19 protein-coding genes are annotated in these 20,795 nt (G+C 71.0%); 14 read left to right on the forward strand and 5 right to left on the reverse strand.

The features are described from left to right. Positions 1 to 12: 12 nt before the first annotated feature. The 9 genes from AQJ27_RS10630 to AQJ27_RS10670 all read left to right on the forward strand — a co-directional run bounded on the left by AQJ27_RS10630 (position 13) and on the right by AQJ27_RS10670 (position 8,511). Positions 13 to 384 (forward strand): FKBP-type peptidyl-prolyl cis-trans isomerase, encoded by a 372-nt coding sequence (locus AQJ27_RS10630; RefSeq protein WP_067365363.1) that lies wholly within the window; start codon positions 13 to 15, stop codon positions 382 to 384. 197 nt (positions 385 to 581) lie between these two features. Beyond that, positions 582 to 1,535, forward strand: a complete 954-nt coding sequence (locus tag AQJ27_RS10635) for a helix-turn-helix transcriptional regulator (RefSeq protein ID WP_067365366.1) — start codon at positions 582 to 584, stop codon at positions 1,533 to 1,535. A gap of 17 nt (positions 1,536 to 1,552) precedes the next feature. Continuing rightward, entirely contained in the window at positions 1,553 to 2,569 is a 1,017-nt protein-coding gene (locus tag AQJ27_RS10640; RefSeq protein WP_067365369.1) for a helix-turn-helix transcriptional regulator, read from the forward strand. Continuing rightward, positions 2,566 to 2,943, forward strand: coding sequence for a hypothetical protein (locus tag AQJ27_RS10645; RefSeq protein WP_425275201.1), 378 nt, complete (start codon positions 2,566 to 2,568; stop codon positions 2,941 to 2,943). The genes AQJ27_RS10640 and AQJ27_RS10645 overlap by 4 nt, the downstream gene beginning before the upstream one ends. 10 nt (positions 2,944 to 2,953) lie before the next feature. Further along, positions 2,954 to 3,148 (forward strand): hypothetical protein, encoded by a 195-nt coding sequence (locus AQJ27_RS10650; RefSeq protein ID WP_067365373.1) that lies wholly within the window; start codon positions 2,954 to 2,956, stop codon positions 3,146 to 3,148. A 259-nt stretch (positions 3,149 to 3,407) separates the two neighbouring features. Further along, the gene (gene tatA / locus AQJ27_RS10655; protein ID WP_067365377.1) at positions 3,408 to 3,692 is read left to right on the forward strand and encodes a Sec-independent protein translocase subunit TatA; all 285 of its coding nucleotides are present in this window, start codon (positions 3,408 to 3,410) and stop codon (positions 3,690 to 3,692) included. A 47-nt stretch (positions 3,693 to 3,739) separates the two neighbouring features. Next, complete coding sequence (gene tatC / locus AQJ27_RS10660; RefSeq protein ID WP_079064901.1) at positions 3,740 to 4,687, forward strand: twin-arginine translocase subunit TatC; 948 nt, start codon at positions 3,740 to 3,742, stop codon at positions 4,685 to 4,687. Between the two features lie 31 nt (positions 4,688 to 4,718). After that, positions 4,719 to 5,609 (forward strand): diacylglycerol kinase, encoded by an 891-nt coding sequence (locus AQJ27_RS10665; protein ID WP_067365391.1) that lies wholly within the window; start codon positions 4,719 to 4,721, stop codon positions 5,607 to 5,609. A 40-nt stretch (positions 5,610 to 5,649) separates the two neighbouring features. Continuing rightward, complete coding sequence (locus AQJ27_RS10670) at positions 5,650 to 8,511, forward strand: DEAD/DEAH box helicase (RefSeq protein ID WP_067365394.1); 2,862 nt, start codon at positions 5,650 to 5,652, stop codon at positions 8,509 to 8,511. A 66-nt stretch (positions 8,512 to 8,577) separates the two neighbouring features. Here the strand turns inward: AQJ27_RS10670 and AQJ27_RS10675 are convergent, their stop codons facing one another. From AQJ27_RS10675 to AQJ27_RS10695, 5 genes are all read right to left on the reverse strand, one after another. After that, complete coding sequence (locus tag AQJ27_RS10675; RefSeq protein ID WP_067365397.1) at positions 8,578 to 9,504, reverse strand: hypothetical protein; 927 nt, start codon at positions 9,502 to 9,504, stop codon at positions 8,578 to 8,580. Positions 9,505 to 9,675: 171 nt separating this feature from the next. Then, positions 9,676 to 11,337 (reverse strand): allophanate hydrolase, encoded by a 1,662-nt coding sequence (gene atzF, locus AQJ27_RS10680; RefSeq protein WP_067365400.1) that lies wholly within the window; start codon positions 11,335 to 11,337, stop codon positions 9,676 to 9,678. 98 nt (positions 11,338 to 11,435) lie between these two features. After that, positions 11,436 to 14,951 carry a 5-oxoprolinase/urea amidolyase family protein gene (locus AQJ27_RS10685; RefSeq protein ID WP_067365404.1) on the reverse strand — a complete coding sequence of 1,172 codons (3,516 nt, stop codon included), beginning with the start codon at positions 14,949 to 14,951 and terminating at the stop codon, positions 11,436 to 11,438. Next, complete coding sequence (locus AQJ27_RS10690; protein WP_067365407.1) at positions 14,948 to 15,553, reverse strand: urea amidolyase associated protein UAAP2; 606 nt, start codon at positions 15,551 to 15,553, stop codon at positions 14,948 to 14,950. The genes AQJ27_RS10685 and AQJ27_RS10690 overlap by 4 nt, the downstream gene beginning before the upstream one ends. Beyond that, the gene (locus tag AQJ27_RS10695; protein WP_067365410.1) at positions 15,550 to 16,374 is read right to left on the reverse strand and encodes an urea amidolyase associated protein UAAP1; all 825 of its coding nucleotides are present in this window, start codon (positions 16,372 to 16,374) and stop codon (positions 15,550 to 15,552) included. Before AQJ27_RS10695 ends, AQJ27_RS10690 begins: the two co-directional genes overlap by 4 nt. 352 nt (positions 16,375 to 16,726) lie before the next feature. Between AQJ27_RS10695 and AQJ27_RS10700 the strand changes: the two genes are divergently transcribed. From AQJ27_RS10700 to AQJ27_RS10720, 5 genes are all read left to right on the forward strand, one after another. Then, a complete protein-coding gene (locus AQJ27_RS10700; RefSeq protein ID WP_060899895.1) occupies positions 16,727 to 17,353 on the forward strand; it encodes a TetR/AcrR family transcriptional regulator in 627 nt (208 codons plus the stop codon). A gap of 290 nt (positions 17,354 to 17,643) precedes the next feature. Beyond that, on the forward strand, positions 17,644 to 19,257 hold the full coding sequence (locus tag AQJ27_RS10705; RefSeq protein ID WP_067365414.1) for an ATP-binding protein: 1,614 nt from the start codon (positions 17,644 to 17,646) through the stop codon (positions 19,255 to 19,257). Next, positions 19,254 to 19,661: a roadblock/LC7 domain-containing protein gene (locus AQJ27_RS10710; protein WP_054231184.1), complete on the forward strand. Its 408-nt coding sequence runs from the start codon at positions 19,254 to 19,256 to the stop codon at positions 19,659 to 19,661. The genes AQJ27_RS10705 and AQJ27_RS10710 overlap by 4 nt, the downstream gene beginning before the upstream one ends. Further along, positions 19,658 to 20,095, forward strand: coding sequence for a DUF742 domain-containing protein (locus AQJ27_RS10715; RefSeq protein WP_054231185.1), 438 nt, complete (start codon positions 19,658 to 19,660; stop codon positions 20,093 to 20,095). Before AQJ27_RS10710 ends, AQJ27_RS10715 begins: the two co-directional genes overlap by 4 nt. Further along, positions 20,076 to 20,696 (forward strand): GTP-binding protein, encoded by a 621-nt coding sequence (locus AQJ27_RS10720; protein ID WP_054231186.1) that lies wholly within the window; start codon positions 20,076 to 20,078, stop codon positions 20,694 to 20,696. Before AQJ27_RS10715 ends, AQJ27_RS10720 begins: the two co-directional genes overlap by 20 nt. Positions 20,697 to 20,795 lie beyond the last annotated feature (99 nt).

A 20,795-nucleotide genomic window follows, 5' to 3' on the forward strand; every position in this document is an offset into this window, starting at 1 on the left:
GGAGCTAGAGACGTGAGCATCGAGAAGCCCGAGATCGACTTCCCGGGCGGCGAGCCCCCGGCGGACCTCGAGATCAAGGACATCTGGGAGGGAGACGGCCCGGTCGCCAAGGCCGGCGACTTCGTCAAGGTCCACTACGTGGGCGTGGCCTTCTCCACCGGCGAGGAGTTCGACGCCTCCTGGAACCGCGGCACCCCGCTGGAGTTCAAGCTCGGTGTCGGCCAGGTCATCAGTGGCTGGGACCAGGGCGTGCAGGGCATGAAGGTCGGCGGCCGTCGCCAGCTGGTCATCCCGGCGCACCTCGCGTACGGCGACCGTGGCGCCGGTGGCCGGATCGGCCCCGGCGAGACGCTGATCTTCGTCTGCGACCTGGTCGCGGTCTGATCCACAGCCGGATCGGGTCTTGATCCGGTCATCATGAAGGCCGGGTTCCCGCCCGATCTTCGTACGCTCTGTGATCGGGATTCGTCCGAAGCCGATCACCTGGGGCCCATGCCTGTCCGGGCATGGGCCCTCGGCTTTTGCCGGGGCACTCCGGAGCGGTACGGTCATCGGTCGGAAGCACCATAGGAAGGGCGTCGATGGCCATTGCCAAGGCCGAGCGGCTGATGAACCTCGCGCTGTGTCTGCTCGGGACGCGGCGGCCGCTCAGCAAGCGCGAACTCCGCGAGTCCATCGAGGCCTACCTGGAAGCCGGGTCGGACGACTCCTTCAACCGGATGTTCGAGCGCGACAAGGACGATCTGCGCGAGCTGGGCCTGGTCATCGAGACGGTGGAGAACCTCGACGGCGAGGTCGGTTATCTCGCCCGCCGCGACAGCAACCGCCTGCCGCCCGTCACCCTCGACGCCGAGGAGGCCGCCGCCCTCGGCCTCGCCGCCAAGGTCTGGCAGCAGGCCCGGCTGGCCGGCGCGGCGAGCGGTGCGTTGCAGAAGCTGCGCGCCGCCGGGCTGCCCGAGGACTTCGACCCCTATGAGGCGCATGGCGCCCTCGAACCGCACATCCCCGTGCACGAGGCGGCCTTCGAGCCGCTGATGCTGGCCTGCCGCGACCGCCGCCCGGTCGTCTTCGACTACCGCAAGGCCACCGCCGCCCACCCCGAGACCCGGCAGGTCGAGCCGTGGGCGCTGGAGTGCTGGCGCGGCCACTGGTACCTGGCGGGCTGGGACCGCGACCGCGGCGCCGAGCGCGTCTTCAGGCTGTCGCGGATCACCGGCAGGGTCCGCTCCCGCGCCGGGCGCTACACCGCCGAGGTGCCCGACGTCGTCACCGTGCGGGAGACCGTGGCGAGCTGGGCGGGTGAGATCGCCGACCGCTCCGCGCTGATCCGGCTGCGCACCGGCTCCGGCTACCCGCTGCGGGCCAAGGCGGTCTCCGTACGGGAACTCGGCGACGGCTGGGACGAGTTGGAGATTCCGTACGGGCACGGCCTGGACGCCTGGCTCGTCGAGTTCGGGCCAGACGTGGTGGTCCTGGGGCCCGCCGAGCTGCGGGCCGATGTAGTGGACCGGCTGCGCGCCGTGGCCAAGGGCTGAGGGGGAACGTAGAGAACGTGGCAGGAAAACCGGCCAGGCCCACGAACGCGATCGACCAGACCCGGCGGATGCTGTCCCTGGTGACCTATCTGCGCGAGCGCCCCGGGGCGCACGTCGGTGATGTCGCCCGGGCCTTCGGGATCACCGAGGACGAGCTGATCGCCGACCTCGACGTGCTGCCGCTGTGCGGGACCAGCTTCCGTGGCGGTGACCTCCTCGACATCGACACCGACGGCGACCGCATCTGGTGGCACAACCCCGACGACGTCGCCGAACCCCTCCGTATCGCCGCGGACGAGGCGACCGCGCTGCTGGTGGCCGCCCGCGCGGTCTCCACGCTGCCCGGGCTGCGCGAGGGTGACCGGCAGGCGCTGCTGCGCGCCACCGCCAAGGTGGAGGCCGCCTCGGGCGAGGCGGCGGGCGCCAGCTCCCGCCTCTCGGTGACCTTCGAGTCCGAGGGCGGGGTCTTCGCGGACGTCGACCGGGCGATCTCCGAGCGGCGCCGGCTGTGGATCCGCTACTACTCGCCCTCGCGTGACGAGCTCACCGAGCGCGAGATCGACCCGATCCGCCTGGTCAGCGTCGGGCACACGTACGTGGAGGCCTGGTGCCGCCGCTCCGAGGCGCGCCGCACCTTCCGGCTCGACCGGGTCGCCGAGATCCGCATCCTCGACGAGCCGTCCGCGCCGCCCGAGATCGAGCTGCGGGACCTCTCCGAGGGGCTGGTGCAGCCCGCGGCCGAGGACCCCGAGGTGGTCGTCGAGGTCGGGCCGGGCGGGCGCTGGGTCGCGGAGTACTACCCGCACGACAGTGCGGATGAGCTGCCGGAGGGCGGGCTGCGTATCACCTTGCGGACCCCCGACCCCGCGTCGCTGCGACGGCTGGCGCTGCGCCTGGGCCGGGACGGCCGGATCGTGTCGCCACCGGAGCTGGCGGACAGCGCCCGCGAGGCGGCTCGGGAGGCACTCGCGGCGTACGACGGGCTCGAGGGCGATCAGGACGGACCGTACGACAGGCAGGAGCAGGGGCTTTGACCACGTCGGCGATGTCGGGCACGTCGGGGAGGGCCGGTACCTCGCAGAGGGCCGGCGGGTCGGTGAAGGCGGGCGGCGCGGAGCGGGCCGGGGAGTCCGTGAGCGCGGCGGAGATGACGGTCGTCACCGCGTTCGCCGGTATGCGGAGAGTCGCCGACGTGCTGTTCAAGGCCGGCTGCCCCGACTGCCGGGCCGCTCTGGAGCTCAGGGCGAACGCCCTGATGCTGGCCATCGGCGCCACCAGCCGCACCACGTTCTACTCCTTCACCTGCACCGAGTGCGGTTCGGCCGTCCGCAAGCCCGCGGGCGAGCGCATCGTCGAACTCCTCACCGGCGGCGGGGTGCGCACACTCCGCCTGCACTCCACGACTTAGGCTCGATCTCATGTTCTGGCCGATGTTCGCGATTGTTGTGGGTTTTCTTGGAATCGCCGTTCTCGGCGTGCTCGCTGTCCGTGTCTTCGTGGAGGCGGAACGTCTGGGAAAGCAGGTGACGGACTCCGCGCGGCGGATCAACCAGGCGGCCGACGACCTGGAGCGGGCGGCCGTCGGGGTCGCGCGTTCTGTGGATGCCGTATGACCTGCCAGGGATCCTGGTATGAGTCCGTCGAGGTATGCGCAATGAGGCGTTTGAGCCTGTCGACTTGCCGGTGAGGGCGGGTACGCTTCTGATCGTGGTCCGCAGAACGAGGCGCGGGCCGCGAACTGGGAGTACGCACAGGGATTGCCCCGCGTTCACCCCTGAGCGTTACGATCGCTGTCATCACGGCGTTCGGACACATGTCCGACCGATCGGACAGCACCCCGACCCAGCCGCCTCGGTGAGAAGGTAAAGACTTATGTTCGGAAGGCTCGGCGCTCCCGAGATCATTCTCATCCTCGTCGTCATCATCCTGCTGTTCGGCGCGAAGAAGCTTCCGGACATGGCGCGCTCCCTCGGTAAGTCCGCGCGCATCCTGAAGAGCGAGGCCAAGGCGATGAAGGACGAGGGCAGCACCCCCGCCCCGGCCGGTCCGCCCAGCACCGAGGAGCAGACCCCGGCTCAGCGCACGATCCAGGCCGCGCCCGGCGATGTGACCAGCTCCCGCCCGGTCACCGAGCCGACGGACACGACCAAGCGCTGACGCAGGGCCGGACGCCTCTGGCCCGCCGCACGAGATGAGGACGTGGGTTGCCTAAGTCTGCCCGCAAGAAGGAGAAGGATCCCGAGGGACGGATGCCCCTTGCGGACCACCTTCGTGAGCTCCGCAACCGGCTCGCGAAGGCGATGCTGGCCATCGTCATCGTCACGGTCGTGGCCGCCTTCTACTACAACGACATCATCAACTTCTTCACCAAGCCGGTGCTGGACTCGGTCGGGTGTCCGTCGGACTTCGCCGAGCTGGCGAAGATGCCCAAGGGCGGGCAGTGCGCGCAGATCACGATCAACGGTCTGCTCGCCCCGTTCACCCTGGCGTTGAAGGTCTCGTTGATGGCCGGCGTCGCGCTCGCCTCGCCGGTGTGGCTCTACCAGCTGTGGGCGTTCGTCGCGCCCGGTCTGCACCAGAACGAGAAGAAGTACGCGTACGCGTTCGTCGGGACGGGCGTTCCGCTCTTCTTCGCCGGTGGCTTCTTCGCCTACAAGGTGCTGCCCACCACCGCGAAGGTGCTGATCGACTTCACGCCGGACGGCGTGAACAACCTGCTGCCGCTGGACGATCTGCTCGACCTCGTCACGCGCATGGTGGTCGTCTTCGGTCTCTCCTTCGAGCTGCCGCTGCTGCTGGTCATGCTCAACCTCACCGGCATCCTGACCGGCAAGCGCATGCTCGGCTGGTGGCGCGCCATGATCATGGGCATCACGGTCTTCGCGGCGGTCGCCACGCCGAGCACCGACCCGCTGACGATGCTGGCGCTCGCGGTACCGATCTGGGTCCTGTACTTCGGCGCCGTCGTCTTCTCGCTGATGAACGACCGGCGCAAGCGGCGCCGCGAGGCCGAGGGTCCGGCGGACGACGAGGCCTCCGACCTGGACCTCACGCCCGAGGACATCGGCGACGTCGAGAGCGTGTCGTCCAGTCGCGCGCTGCCCGGGCAGTCGAGCACGGACCGGGTCAACGGTTATGACGACGTGACCTGACGAAGCCCGGAGATCTCGTAAGGTCAGGGCCGTGACCAGCGAGATCACCCTTTTCGTCAACCCCACCGCGGGACGCGGCCGGGGCGCCCACGCGGCGCAGCCGGCCGCTTTCGCATTGCGGGCGGCGGGATTCTCCGTCCGTACGGTCCTCGGGGAGAACGCCGAGGACGCCCTCAAGCGCGCGCGTGAGGCCGTCGAGGGCGGCACCGGCGCCCTGATAGCCGTCGGGGGCGACGGCATGGCGAACCTCGCCCTCCAGGCCGTCGCCGGCACCCGCACCCCGCTCGGCCTGGTCGCCGCGGGCACCGGGAACGACTTCGCCCGCGCCCTCGGACTTCCGGTGCGCGACCCGGCGGCCGCGGGACGGCTGATCGCCGAGTCCCTCAAGGGGGCGCGGCTGCGCGACATCGACCTGGGCCGGGTGAACGGCACCTGGTTCGCCACCGTCCTCGCCTCCGGCTTCGACTCCCGGGTCAACGATCGCGGCAATCGCATGCGGTGGCCGGTCGGCCGCTTCAAGTACGACCTCGCCATGATCGCCGAACTGGCCGCCCTCAGGCCCCTCCCGTACCGGATCACCCTGGACGGCGGCGAGGTCCGGGAGATCGGGGCGACCCTCGTGGCGGTCGGCAACGGATCGTCGTACGGCGGCGGGATGAGGATCTGCGCGGACGCCGACCTGGAGGACGGGCTGTTCGACGTCACGGTCGTCGGGGAGTGCAGCCGTACGACCCTGCTCAAGGTGTTCCCCAGGGTCTACCGGGGCACCCACCTCGACCACCCCGTCGTCACCGTGCACCGGGCCGCCAAGGTCGAGCTCCTCGCGGAGGGTGTCACCGCGTACGCGGACGGGGAGCCGCTGGGGCCGCTGCCGCTCACGGCGGAGTGCGTGCCCGCCGCGGTGCGCGTGGCAATTCCCTGAGCTGCGGGAATCCGGGGTTTGAGATAAACAGATCCGGATATTGATCGTCATGTTGTCAGTGGCTGCCGGTAGTCTCGAAAGCACGATGACAGAGGACCTCTCACCGGCCGAGCGGTATGCGGCAGCACGGAAGCGCGCTGTCGAGCAGGCCACCGCGCTCGCCTCCTTCCGCGAGATGTACGACTTCGGCCTCGACCCCTTCCAGATCGAGGCCTGCCAGGCGCTCGAGACGGGCAAGGGTGTGCTCGTGGCCGCGCCCACGGGCTCGGGCAAGACGATCGTCGGCGAGTTCGCCGTCCACCTCGCCCTCCAGCAGGGCAAGAAGTGCTTCTACACCACGCCCATCAAGGCGCTCTCGAACCAGAAGTACGCCGATCTGTGCCGCCGTTACGGCGCGGACAAGGTCGGCCTGCTCACCGGCGACAACAGCGTCAACTCCGAAGCCCCGGTGGTCGTCATGACCACCGAGGTGCTGCGCAACATGCTGTACGCGGGCTCCCGGACCCTCCTCGGCCTCGGCTATGTGGTCATGGACGAGGTGCACTACCTCTCCGACCGCTTCCGCGGCGCCGTCTGGGAGGAAGTGATCATCCACCTACCCGAGTCGGTGACCCTGGTGTCACTCTCGGCGACCGTGTCGAACGCGGAGGAGTTCGGCGACTGGCTGGACACCGTGCGCGGTGACACCGAGGTGATCGTCTCCGAGCACCGGCCCGTCCCGCTGTTCCAGCACGTGCTGGCCGGGCGCCGGATGTACGACCTCTTCGAGGAGGGCGAGGGCAACAAGAAGGCGGTCAACCCCGACCTCACCCGCCTGGCCCGGATGGAGGCCAGCCGTCCGTCGTTCCAGGACCGCAGACGCGGCCGCGCCATGCGCGAGGCCGACCGCGAGCGCGAGCGCCGACAGCGCTCACGGATCTGGACACCGGGCCGCCCCGAGGTCATCGAACGGCTCGACGCCGAGAGCCTGCTGCCCGCGATCACGTTCATCTTCAGCCGCGCCGCCTGCGAGGCCGCCGTCCAGCAGTGCCTGTACGCGGGCCTCAGGCTGAACGACGAGGAGGCGCGCGCGAAGGTCCGCGAGATCGTCGAGGAGCGCACCGCGTCCATCCCCTCCGAGGACCTGCACGTCCTGGGCTACTACGAGTGGCTGGAGGGCCTGGAGCGCGGCATCGCGGCCCACCACGCGGGCATGCTGCCCACGTTCAAGGAAGTCGTCGAGGAACTCTTCGTACGTGGCCTGGTGAAGGCCGTGTTCGCGACCGAGACCCTGGCACTGGGCATCAACATGCCCGCCCGCTCGGTGGTGTTGGAGAAGCTCGTCAAGTGGAACGGCGAGCAGCACGCCGACATCACACCCGGCGAGTACACCCAGCTCACCGGTCGTGCCGGGCGGCGCGGCATCGATGTCGAGGGTCACGCCGTCGTGCTGTGGCAGCGCGGCTTCAGCCCCGACCACCTGGCGGGACTCGCGGGCACCCGCACCTATCCGCTGCGCTCCAGCTTCAAGCCGTCGTACAACATGGCCGTGAACCTGGTCGAGCAGTTCGGCCGGCACCGCTCGCGCGAGCTGCTGGAGACGTCCTTCGCGCAGTTCCAGGCCGACAAGTCGGTCGTCGGGATCTCCCGGCAGGTGCAGCGCAACGAGGAGGGTCTCGAGGGCTACAAGGAGTCCATGACCTGCCACCTCGGGGACTTCGACGAGTACGCGCGACTGCGCCGCGAACTCAAGGACCGCGAGACGGAGCTCGCCAAGCAGGGCGCGGCGCAGCGGCGCGCCGAGGCGGCCGTGGCGCTGGAGAAGCTCAAGCCCGGCGACATCATCCATGTCCCGACCGGCAAGTTCGCGGGCCTGGCGCTGGTCCTCGACCCGGGGCTGCCCGCGGGCCGGTCCAACGGCCACCGCGGCTTCGAGCACCACGACGGGCCGCGCCCGCTGGTCCTCACCGCCGAGCGTCAGGTGAAGCGGCTGGCGTCGATGGACTTCCCGGTGCCGGTCGAGGCGCTGGAGCGGATGCGCATCCCGAAGACCTTCAACCCGCGCTCCCCGCAGTCCCGGCGCGACCTCGCCTCCGCGCTGCGCACCAAGGCCGGGCACATCGTCCCCGACCGGCTGCGCAAGCGCCGTTCCGAGGCCGCCGACGACCGTGAGATCGCCCGGCTGCGGACCGCGATCCGCGCCCACCCCTGCCACGGGTGCAACGACCGCGAGGACCACGCCCGTTGGGCCGAGCGCTACCACCGGCTGCTGCGCGACACCAAGCAGTTGGAGAACCGCATCGAGGGCCGGACGAACACCATCGCCCGCACCTTCGACCGGATCGTCGCCCTCCTCACCGAGCTGGACTACCTGCGCGGCGACGAGGCCACGGAGCACGGCAGACGGCTCGCCCGGCTGTACGGCGAACTCGACCTGCTGGCCAGCGAATGCCTGCGCGCCGGGGTCTGGGAAGGTCTCGACCCGGCCGAACTCGCGGCCTGCGTCTCGGCGTTGGTGTACGAGTCGCGGGTCGGTGACGACGCGATGGCGCCGAAGCTGCCGTCCGGCAGGGCCAAGGCGGCGCTCGGTGAGATGGTCCGCATCTGGGGTCGTCTCGACGCGCTGGAGGAGGACTTCCGGATCACCCAGTCCGAGGGCGTCGGCCAGCGCGAGCCGGACCTCGGCTTCGCCTGGGCGGCCTACGAGTGGGCTTCCGGCAAGGGCCTCGACGAGGTGCTGCGCGAGGCGGAGATGCCGGCCGGAGACTTCGTCCGCTGGTGCAAGCAGGTCATCGACGTGCTGGGCCAGATCTCGGCCGCCGCACCGGTCTCCGGCGGTGAGAGGTCGACGGTCGCGAAGAACGCGCGCAAGGCGGTCGACGGTCTGCTGCGCGGAGTGGTCGCCTACTCGTCGGTGGGCTGAGCCGAGCCGGTGGCCCGGGTGCTCGTGGTGCGCCGCCTCCCTGCCGGGGGGCGGCGCACCTTCTTGTCAGCTCCAGCTCGGTGAGGACGCGTGCGGCCCCTCATGAGGCACGGGGCGGCCGGTGTGGGCGTCCAGGAGGATACGGTCGCCGAGCGGACGTGTCAGCGTCACCGTCACCCTCGCGCGGATCATCTCAGCGGTGCAGGGACCTTTCCGCACTCCGAGGACGGACGCGGACAGCACCACGTCGGTCCCGGTCTCCAGCACGTGCACGGCGGGGCCGGAGTCGCAGGCCCCGTGGTCGGCCAGGACCGTGACGGACCGGCCGTCGCCGGCCACCTCGACGAGTCGGTCGAGCGGGACCAGCGTGTCGGCGGGGACATCCCGGCTCGGTCCGATCGGTGGCTCGGGAAGCTTCGAGGGGCCGACGGCAGCGCGCTTGAGCGGAGTGTCGTAGCCCTCCAGGGTGAACAGCCAGGCCGGGACGGTCGCCGGGCCCCGGCTGGTGGCCAGGGTCATCTCGCCGGGCTTCACCCCGGTCACGGTCAGGTGCGGGCCGTCGTTCCCGCCGCGCGCCACCCTCCCGTACGCCTCGCGCGCCTTCACCAGCGGCAGGGTGAGGGAGGCTCCGCTCGTCCACCTCACCTTCCCGTCCCCCCGCGGAAGTGCCGGAAGGGTGGCGCGCAACACGAAGTTCTGGGTGGTGAAGGCCCGCTGGTCGGCTTTGTCGCGCAGGCCGCCCGCGGGCAGCTGGACCGCGTCCGCCATCGGGTAGTAGCCCTTGCGCCACTGCCGAGCGGCCTCGGACCCGTCCCAGGCGTCGGCGACCTGTCGGGCGCGGCTCTTCGCCTGCGGTTCCTGACCGGTGTCGGGGGCCTCCACCCCGTTGCCGGCGGCCTCTTCGCCGCCGCACCCCGTGACGGCTCCGGCTCCGGCGGTCAGGAGGGCGAGGGTGACGAGCAGACGGGCGATGCGGGTGGTCTTGGACTGCATGGGTCCCCCGGGGGCCGGCGCTGACGAACGGAAGGCGAGTGGTGCGGCGCGAAGCTCGTGCCACGCCTGTGACGCCCCGGCCCCGGGGCACGTTCGTCCCACGTCCGTTTTCGCGGTGCTCGTTGCCGCATCGTGACTCGCCGGCCTTCCGGCCCGACCACGGCCGTGAGGTCAGACGCGGGTCCGGAGGTAGCCGCGCCAGCCGCCGTACTCCGTGATGTCCTCAGCGCCTTCGAGCGCCGCGGGCTCGCACAGGAAGCCGGGCACATGAGTGCCGTCGGCCAGTTCGACCCGGCCCAGGGCCATCGGCCTGGGCAGGTCGGCGAGCAGTCGGCCGAGGCCTGCCGCGGGCAGTCGCCACACCTCGGCCTCGATGCCGGCTCCGGCGCTCTCGCCGACATGGACCAGGCCCGGCTTGGGCGGGGTGGTGGACAGTGCGTGCAGACGGTAGGCGGGTGCCGTCGTGGTCGTACGTTCCCACTCCGCGCCCAGGGACAGGAGCTGGGGGTTCAGCGGCTGGCCGGACAGGTGGGCGCCGACCACCGCGATCCGCAAGCCCGGCTGGAGCAGCGCGGCGATCCGGGCGAGGCGTTCGTCGGTGAACGCCGGGCCGATCAGCATCACGCCGAAGGGCAGAGCGGCGGGCGTGAGACCGGCCGGGACGGCGACCGCCGCCAGGTCGAAGAGGTTCGTGGAGTTGGTGAAGCGGCCCAGCCGGGCGTTGGTGCCGAGCGGGTCGGCGGCGACCTCCGCGAGCGTGGGGTGGCCGGGCGTGGTCGGCAGCAACAGGGCGTCCGCGTCGCCGAGTTCGGCGAGGGCCTGGGTGCGCAGGGCCGCCAGCCGGTCCTGGTCGGCGAAGAGCCGGTGGGCCGGGATGTCGCGGGCGCGGGTGATGATCCCGGCGACGGTCGGGTCGAGACCCGCACCCCCCTCGCTGATCAATTTGTCGACAAAGCTCCCCACTGCCGTGTAGCGCTCGGCGACGAACGCGCCCTCGTAGAGCATCGCCGCCGCCTCGGTGAACGGGGTGAGGTCGAGTGTGCGCAGCTCGGCCCCGGCCGCGGCTAGCTGCTCCACGGCGGCCTCGTACGCCTCGGCCCAGCCCTCGTCGAGTTCGCCGAGCTGTGCCGTCGTGGGGACGGCGACGCGCCAGGGGCCGGGGGCCCGCTGGGGGAGTGCGGGGAGTTCGCGTCCGGAGGGGGACGCCAGATACGCGAGGGCCTGCTCGGCCTCCGGGAGCGTACGGGCGAAGACGGTCACGCAGTCGAGCGAGGCGCAGGCCGGGACGACACCGGTGGTCGGGACCAGGCCGCGGGTGGGCTTGAGGCCGACGATGCCGTTGAAGGCGGCGGGGACGCGTCCGGATCCGGCCGTGTCGGTGCCGAGGGCGAGGTCGACGATGCCGAGGGCCACGGCCACGGCCGATCCCGAGCTGGAGCCGCCGCTGATCCTGGCCGGGTCCAGGGCGCCTCGTACGGCGCCGTGCGGGGAGCGGGTGCCGACCAGGCCGGTGGCGAACTGGTCGAGGTTCGTGGTGCCGAGGACGAGTGCGCCGGCCGCGCGGAGGCGGGCGACCGCGGGGGCGTCGCCCTCCGGGGTGTACGCGTAGGCCGGGCAGCCTGCGGTGGTCTTCAGACCGGCCACGTCGATGTTGCCCTTCACGGCGAGGAGCTTGCCGGCGAGGGGGAGGTGTTCGCCTGCGGCGAGGCGGGCGTCGATGGACTGCGCCTCTTTCTCGACCTCCGCCTGGGCGCGGAGGTCGATCCAGATCTCGGGGCGGTCGACGGTTTCGATGCGGGCGTAGGCCGACTGGACTCGGGTCAGGACGGACATGGGTTGCTCCTGGTTCTTCGGGTGCGGGCCGGTGGGTGGTCTGTGCCCACCCGTTCCGCCCCTTGCGGAACGCCTGCCCACAGGCCACGGGCGTGTTTTCAGCTCACCGGTGTCAGGATCACCAGTGCTGTGCCCGCTTCCACCTGGGCGCCCGGTTTGGTGAGGACTTCTTGGACCACTGCGTCCATCGGGGCGGGCACCCTGGACTCCATCTTCATCGCCTCCAGCGCCAGCAGGGGCTGGCCGGCCGTCACCCGGTCGCCCGGCTTGACGTTCAGCTGCCACACGGAGGCCGCGAACTCGGCCTCGATCAGACGGCCACCCGGGGGGACGGTCACCTCGGCGGCGGGCGCCGCGGGAGTGGACGCGGCGTCCGCGCGGTCGAACTCGCCCGCCGCCTCCCAGGCGTCCCGCTCGGCGGAGAACGCGGCGCCCTGCCTGGCCCGGAACTCCGCGATGGACGCGGAGTGGGTGGCGAGGAAGGCCTCGTACTCGGCCAGCGAGAAGACGCCTTCCTCGATCCGGGGCACGAAACGGCCCGAGACGATGTCGGCGCGCAGGTCGAGGAGTTCGTCGGGCTCGACGGCGTACCACTTGATGCGGTCGAAGAAGCGCAGCAGCCAGGGCGAGCCCGGCTCGAACGCGCCGCGCTGCTGCCACCCCGACCACACCTGGGTCGTACGGCCGACGAACTGGTAGCCGCCGGGGCCCTCCATGCCGTACACGCACAGGTAGGCGCCGCCGATGCCGACCGAGTTCTCGGCGGTCCAGGTGCGCGCCGGGTTGTACTTGGTGGTCACCAGGCGGTGGCGCGGGTCCAGCGGGGTGGCCACCGGTGCGCCGAGGTAGACGTCGCCCAGGCCCAGGACGAGGTACTCCGCGTCGAACACCGTGCGGTACACGTCGTCCACCGAGTCCAGGCCGTTCACGCGGCGGATGAACTCGATGTTCCACGGGCACCAGGGCGCGTCGTCGCGGACGCCCGCCATGTAGCGGGCGATCGCCTCGCGGGTCGCGGGGTCGTCCCAGGAGAGCGGGAGGTGCACCGTGCGGGAGGGGACGACCAGCTGGTCGCTCGGAGGGAGCGTGCGGACCGTCTCCCGCACCGTGGCGAGGAGTTCGCGTTGCGTAAGTCTGCCGGGGTCCGTCTGGATCTGCAGGGAGCGGATGCCGGGGGTCAGGTCCGTGACGCCGTCGAGCGAGGCCTCGGCCACGGCTTCCATCAGCGCGTGAACCCGCATGCGCAGCGCCAGGTCCAGTTGCATGGGCCCGAATTCGACCAGGAGGTTGTCGTCGCCACTGCGGCGGTACGTCACGTCGCCGTCCCGCGCGAGCACCCCGCCGTCGACGATCGCGGGCCGCCGGGAGCCGTCGTCGGCCAGCGGTGCGAAGCGCACGGTGTCACCGGGACGGAACTGGCCGAGCTTCCAGCGTTCCGTGCTGACGACCGTCGCCGGGCAGACGAAGCCGCCGAGCGAGGGGCCGTCCGGGCCGAGCAGCACCGGCATGTCGCCGGTGTAGTCGACGGCGCCGACCGAGTACGGCGTGTCGTGGATGTTGGACGGGTGCAGGCCCGCCTCGCCGCCGTCCGTGCGCGCCCAGCGGGGCTTCGGGCCGACCAGCCGTACGCCCGTGCGCGCCGAGTTGAAGTGGACCTTCCAGTCGGCGGCGTAGAAGTCGTGGATGTCGTCCTCGGTGAAGAACTCCGGTGCGGCGTGCGGGCCTTCGAGCGCGCCGACCCGCCAGGTGGAGGAGAACCCGGGGCGGTCGCCGACCGGTACCGGCGCCCCGTGATCCGTCGCCGAGCCGCCGTGCAGTACGTCGCCCGTGCGCAGGGCGCGGCCTCCGTGCCCGCCGAATCGGCCCAGCGTGAACGTGGACGCGCTGCCGAGGAACGCCGGTACGTCCAGGCCCCCGTCCGCGAAGAGCACGTAGGTGCGCAGGCCGTGCTCGGTGGGGGAGCCGACCTCCAGCAGGGCCCCCGCCGGTACCGTCACCGGTTCCCACTGCGCGATCGCCGCGCCGTCCACGGTGATGTGCGCCGGTGCGCCCGTGACGCACACCGTCGTGGCATGGGTGAAGCGCAGGGTCGGCCCCTGGAGGGTGCACTCCAGACCGGGTGCCCCCTCGTGGTTGCCGAGGGCGCGGTTGCCGAGCCGGAAGGAGAGGTCGTCCATCGGGCCGCACGGTGGCACACCCACCTGCCAGTAGCCGGTGCGGCCCGGCCAGTCCTGGACCGTGGTGAGGGTCCCGCCGGAGACGACCTCGATGCGCCGAGTGGGATCGGTGACGTGGGCCAGCGTCGCCGTCGAGTGCGTCGCCCGCCGCAAGGACGGGTCGGCGAGCGCGGCCCGCACCAGCCCCAGGTTCGTCTCGATACCGTCCACCCGGGTCCTGGCCAGCGCCTCGTCGAGGCGTTCCAGCGCGTGCGCCCGGTCCCGGCCGTACGCGATGACCTTCGCGAGCATCGGGTCGTACGACGTGGTCACCTCGGTGCCCGTCTCCACCCAGCCGTCCACGCGGACGCCGCCGGGGAACTCGACCCGCGTCAGCAGGCCCGCGCTAGGCCGGTGCTCGCGCGAGGGGTCCTCGGCGTACACCCGGGCCTCGACGGCGTGACCGCGCGGCGCTCCCGGATCGCGTACGACCTCCGACTCCCCGCGCGCGAGCCGCAGCATCCAGGCGACGAGGTCGACGCCGTAGATCTCCTCGGTGACCGGATGCTCCACCTGGAGGCGGGTGTTGACCTCCAGGAAGTAGGCCTCCTCGCGGGCGGCGTCGTAGACGAACTCGACGGTTCCGGCCGAGCGGTATCCGACAGCGGCACACAAGTCTCGTGCGGCGGTGGCCAGTTGGGTGCGGACGGAGGGCGGCAGGCCCGGTGCCGGGGCCTCCTCCAGCACCTTCTGGTTGCGGCGCTGGAGCGAGCAGTCCCGGTCGCCCAAGGTGACGACCCGGCCCCGGCCGTCGCCGAAGACCTGTACCTCGACATGGCGGGCGTGCTCCACCAGCCGCTCCAGGAAGACCCCGGCGGAGGAGAAGGAGGCGGCGGCGACGCGCTGTACCCGCTCCCACGCCCCGGTCAGTTCATCGGCGGAGCGACATGCCGACATACCGATGCCGCCGCCACCGCCGGTGGCCTTCAGCATGACGGGATAGCCGATGCGGGCGGCCGCCTCCAGAGCCTCGGCGAGACCGGGGAGAAGTCCCGTGCCCGGCGCCAACGGCACCCCGGCCGCCTCCGCCGCCGCCCGCGCCGTGTGCTTCGCCCCGAACAGCTCCAGCTGCTCCGGCGTCGGACCCACGAACACGATCCCGGCGTCCTCGCAGCGCCGCGCGAAGGCCGCGTCCTCGGAGAGGAAGCCGTACCCGGGGTGGATGGCTCCGGCCCCGGTGTCCTTGGCCGCCTTCAGGACGAGGTCGGCGTCGAGATACGACTCCTTCGCGGGCGCGGGCCCCAGCCGTACCGCCTCGTCGGCGAGCCGGACGTGGGGTGCGGAGCGGTCGGCGTCGGAGTACACGGCGACCGTGCGCAGGCCGAGTTCGCGAGCCGTGCGGATGATCCGTACCGCGATCTCGCCGCGGTTGGCGACCAGCAGGGTGTCGAAGGTCATCCCGTCGCCCCGCTCGCCTCGATGGTCATCTCCACCGCGGTCGGCTCGAAGCCGTTGCAGGGGTTGTTGATCTGGGGGCAGTTGGAGACCAGCACGAGGACGTCGCACTCGGCGCGCAGGGTCAGCGTGAGCCCCGGGGCCGAGATGCCGTCGACGATGCCGAGGGTGCCGTCCTTCTCGACCGGCACGTTCATGTACCAGTTGATGTTCGAGACGAGATCGCGCTTGCCGAGGCCGTACTTGGCGCCCTCCGCGAGGAAGTTGTCCACGCAGGCGTGCTGGGACCAGGTGTGGTGGCCGTACCGCAGGGTGTTCGACTCCTTGGAGCAGGCGCCGCCGACCGTGTCGTGCCGGCCGACCTCGTCCGCGACCACGGTCATCAGCGGGGTGTGCTCGTTGGACATCAGCACGCTTCCGGTGGTGAGGAAGAGGTTGCCCTGCGCGTGGATCGTGTCGGGCGCGCTGTAACGGACGGCCGTGTCGTGGGCGTCGTACACCAGGAAGTCGACGGCCTGGTTGCCGTGCAGGTCGGTGACGGTGAGCGTCTCTCCGGTGCGGACGACGGCGGACCAGGCGGCCCGGGCCGAAACCACGGTCTTCATGCGATCCCCCTCGCGGCAAGGAACTCGGCGGTGTTCAGGAAGGCGCGGCGGCCCTCGGGCGTGGCCTCCCACAGCGGGTCGCCGGGCGCGGTCGCGGCCGCGCGCCAGGCGAGGACCTCCAGGGGAGTGCTGACGTACTCCGTACGGGGGTCGACGGGGTGCGGCACGTTCGCGATCAGCACGGTCACGTCCTGTTCGGCGCGGAGCGTCACGCTGCCGCCGGGGCCCGCGGAGCCGGTGAAGTCCAGCGAGCCGTCGTCGCGGACCTCCACGCCCTGGAAGAAGGAGAGCGAGGGCGGCAGGTCGCGGGGTTCCAGGCCGTTCTTGGCGGCGGCCAGCTTGAAGAGTTCACGGCCGGCGGGGGAGGCGGACTGCGGGGTTCCGTCGCCGTAGCGCTGGGTGTTGCGTACGAGGGTGGAGGTGCCGCAGAGCGTGTCGTGGCGGCCCGAGGTGTCGGCGACCAGGGAGGCGAGGACGCGGCCCTGGTCGGAGAGGAGCAGCTGGCCCTCGCCGAGGTAGGCGTTCCACTGGACCTTGACCGTGTCCGCCACGTTCAGACGTTCCCAGGGGCGGTCGGCGGCGTACAGGAGCAGGTGTGCGCAGGCGTCGCCCCTGAGGTCGGTGAGCCTGAGTTCCGTGCCGCGGGCCAGCACCTTGTGCGTGTAGTTGCCGGCCGCCACCGTCTCCGCCCACACCAGGTGGCCCGCCTCGCAGGGGGGTGCGGGCCAGGCGCTCGCCGGGACGACGGGCATGGCCTCCGTGCGGGAGCCCTCTTGCGCCCGGGCGTGGGCACGGGCTCCGTAAGTGGTCGCTGTCGCCATCGCGAGTCCTCCGGCTCCTGGGTGATTTCTGTCGCTCGACAGAAATTAGGGGCGGGGAGGGTCGGGGCCGTGTCCCGAGTGTTGCCGGACGGTTACCGACCCCTCACCGGGCGGGGCGCTCCGCGGGTTCGGGGGTGCGGGTTGTGTGGGGCTGGGCGCGCAGTTCCTCGCGCCCCTGGTGGGCGGGGCGCTCCGCGGGTTCGGGGGTGCGGGTTGTTAGTGGCTGGGCGCGCAGTTCCTCGCGCCCCTGGTGGGTGGGGTGTGCTGTGGGTTTGGAGCTGCGGGTCGTGTGTGGTTGAGCGCGCGGTTCCTCGCGTCCCTTGGGGTGGTCCCGTGTGCGAGGATCGAACGCATGGGAAGTGGTGGTGGGCGACGGGTCGGGCGGCCCCGGGCTGCGCAGCGGCCGGACAGCGGGCTGTCGCCGCGGGACGAACTGCTCGACGCCGCCGCCGAGTTGTTCACGACGCGCGGATACGCCGCGACGACCACCCGTGCCGTCGCCGAGCGCGCCGGGATGCGCCAGGCGTCGATGTACCACTACGTCTCCGGCAAGGAGGAGTTGCTCGCCGAGCTCCTGGAGTCGACCGTCACACCCTCGCTCGCCTTCGCCCGGGAGCTCCTCGCCGACGACGCGACCCCGCCCGAGAACCGGCTGTGGGAGCTGTGCCGCACCGACGTGGAGCTGCTCTGCGGGGGCCCGCACAACCTGGGCGGGCTGTATCTGCTGCCCGAGGTGCGCGCCGAGCGCTTCGCCGGCTTCCATGCCGTACGGGCCGAGCTGAAGGACACCTACCGGCAGTTGCTGGCCGCGACCACGGCGGGTGGCGCGCTCGTCAAGAGTGAACTCGACCTGCGGACGGATCTGTTGTTCGGTCTCATCGAAGGGGTGATCCTCGTGCACCGGTCCGACCCCGAGCGGCCCGTGTCCGCCTTCGCCGAAGCAACCGCCGACGCGGCGCTGCGGATCGCCGGAATCTGACGTACCGCCCTGTGGAGGTGCGGTTTTCGCACGCCCGTACGCCGCTACTCGCCGTGTGCGAACGAAGCCTGAGCGTGTAAATGGCCGAGAGTACTCCTGTCGCGCGGGCGATTTCAGGCGGTTGCTGAATATGACACGGCGATGATCCGGTCGGACTAAGCTCGCCCGCAGCGCACCGAGTTGAGATGGAATCGTGCGCTTGTTCCCAAAAGTTCCGAAGATTCGGTTTGACCACGTAGTTTCCCCACGAACTCCCCCCTACCCCAGCCGATTTGTCTCAGAGGGCATACATGGTGAGTGTTCAATCGCCTCCCGGTGGCCGTGAACTTCCCTACGCGCGCGTGCTGTTGCCGCCGGCCATACTGATGGCCGCGGTGACCGGGGCCGCCGTCGCCTTGGTGACGGGCCCGGCCCGGGCCGCCGTCGGCTGGTGCGGCGGCATCGCGACGCTGCTGGTGATCGCGGTCGCCGCCGAAGCCGTACGCCGTGGCCGCGTCATCCGTGCCGTGCGCGCCGAACTGGCCCGCCGTACCGCGTACCTGGAACAGCGCATCGCCGCCCACGACCAGGACATCGTGCGCTTCCACCACGAAGTCCTGCCCGCCGCGATCCGCCGCATGAACCGCGGTATGAACCCCGACACCGTGGCGCTCCGCTTCGGCGTCGACGACCCCAGCCTGCCGCAGATCTCCGAGGTGGAACGGGACCTGCTGAGCACCTTCCTCCAGTTGCTGGACACCGAGAAGCTGCTGCTGGACTCCTCGCACCGCTCCTTCGTCAACATCGCCCGCCGGGTGCAGGCGATCGTCCACCAGCAGAACAAGGAACTCCGCGAGATGGAGGAGGACCACGGGCGCAACCCCGAGGTCTTCGACGACCTGCTGCGCATCGACCACGGCACGGCGCTGATCGGCCGCCTCGCCGACTCCATCGCGGTGCTCGGCGGTGGCCGCCCGGGCCGCAACTGGCCCAAGCCCGTGCCGTTGTTCAGCGTGATGCGCGGCGCGATGTCCCGGATTCTCGAGTACCGCCGCATCGAGCTGCACTCGATCGCCGACGTCAACGTCAACGGCATCCACGTCGAACCGGTCATCCACGCGGTCGCCGAACTCCTCGACAACGCGACGCGCTATTCGCCGCCGAACAGCAAGGTGCACCTGACCGCCCTCAAGGTGCAGACCGGTGTCGCCATCGAGATCGAGGACTCCGGCGTCAGCTTCAGCGACGAGGCCCGCGGCAAGATGGAGGAACTGCTCCGGCAGGCCGCGGCCGGCACCGACCTCCAGGTTCTCGGCGAGGCCCCCCGGCTCGGCATCTCCGTCGTCGGCCGGCTCTCGAAGATGTACGACATGGCGATCGCGCTCCGCCAGTCCGCGTACGGCGGTGTCCGCGCGGTCGTCGTGGTGCCGAGCAACATGCTCACCAAGGACCCCGCGGCCTCCCTCGCCCACGGCATCGGCGCGAACTCCACCGCGACCATGGACACCGACGGGGTCGAGGGGCCCGACCGCAAGCCGAAGAAGCGCCGCCCGACCACCGGACCCCGCCTCCCCGAGCAGGACGACGGGTCCAGGGACGACGACGCCCCCCTCGTCACCGAGTGGACGCCCAACGGCCTGCCGCAGCGGCGCAGCCGGGTCAAGATCCCGCTCAGGGAGCGGTACGCCGAGGCCGCCCGGATCGCCGCCGAGGAAGAGGCGGCGGCCGCGGCCGCTTCCAAGGCGCCCTCCTGGGGCACCGCGCCCGCCACCCCGAAGCAGGAGCAGAAGAAGGAGAAGGAGAAGCCACCGGGGCATTGGGTCGAGGCGTTCTGGGAGGGCCTCAAGCGTGACCCGGACCCCAACGCGTTCACCAGGAAGAACCAGCCGGCCGCGGAGGCCGACGACGAGGGGGACCTCAAGTGATCCATCAGCGGGACAACTTCGACTGGATGCTCAGGGATCTCGCTGACGGTGTACCGGGCATCCAGCAGATCGTGGTGCTCTCCGCCGACGGACTGCGCATCGCACGCTACGGCGGCAACCCGGACGCCGCCGACCGCGTCGCCGCGGCGTGCGCGGGTCTGCAGAGCCTGGCCGCGGCGGTCGCGAGCGAGGTTCCCAGCAGCGACGGCACGATGAAGATGGTCCTCATCGAGATCGACGGAGGCTACTTCTATCTGATGTCGGCCGGGGCCAACGCCTATCTCGCGGTCCTCGCCAACCAGATCGCGGAGCCCGGCCTCATGAGCAACCGCATGAGCGACCTCGTCGCCCGGATCGGCGCCCATCTGACCAGTCCGCCGAGGCGCAACGGGCAGACCGTATGACTCCTCCGCAACGCCGACGGCGATACCCCAAGGAAGAGTTCACCGAGCCTCCCCGGGAGCGGCCTCCCCAAGAGGGTGAGGAAGACGGTGAGGAAGAGGACCCCAAGAATCCCGGGCGCCTGTATCTGCTCACCGGTGGGGGCGAGGCGGGCGAGCGGGCCGATCTGGACCTGGTCACCTTAATCGTGGCGCGCGCCGACGCGCCGACACCCACCACCCAGCCGGAGCAGTCGGCGCTGCTCCGGCTCTGCCAGGCCCCTCTGTCCGTGGCCGAGCTCTCGGCCTATCTCAATCTGCCGTTCAGCGTGGTGACCGTCCTGCTCACCGAGCTGCTGGCGGCCGAACTGGTACAGGCACGCGCCCCGATCGTTCGCTCGGCGCTCCCCGACCGTTCCCTCCTCGAAGCGGTGATGCATGGACTTCAAAAGCTCTGAGACGATCACCGGCCCGCGCGCCGAGGACCATCTGCCGCACACGGCGCAAGCCGCCGTGAAGATCGTGATCGTGGGCGGGTTCGGAGTCGGCAAGACGACCATGGTGGGTGCCGTCAGCGAGATCAAACCGCTGACCACCGAGGAGACCATGACGCAGGCCGGGATCGGCATCGACGACAACTACGGCTCGGAGACCAAGACCGCGACCACCGTCGCCATGGACTTCGGCCGTATCAGCATCACGGAACGGCTGGTGCTCTACCTCTTCGGCACCCCCGGCCAGGAGCGCTTCTGGTTCCTGTGGAACGGCCTCTTCGAAGGCGCGCTCGGCGCGGTCGTGCTGATCGACACCCGCCGACTGGAAGTCAGCTTCGACGTGATCGGCCGTCTGGAGGAGCGCGGTGTGCCGTTCGTCGTCGCCATGAACACCTTCCCGGACGCGCCCAGTTATCCGATCGAGGACCTGCGCGCCGCGCTCGACCTGTCCGAGGACATCCCGATCGTGCAGTGCGACGCGCGCCGCCGGGCCTCCAGCCGGGACGTCCTGATGACGCTGATGCACTTCCTGTACTCGCTCACGATGAGCCAGGCACACACCTGATGCCCGCGGCGGCCGTCACTCCCGTCCCAGGACACCGGACCACCCCCAAGCCACCGGACACCCCCAAGAACCCGGACACCCCCAAGACACCGGATCCAC

Origin of the sequence: Streptomyces olivochromogenes (assembly GCF_001514115.1) — a bacterium.
GTDB lineage: Bacteria > Actinomycetota > Actinomycetes > Streptomycetales > Streptomycetaceae > Streptomyces > Streptomyces olivochromogenes.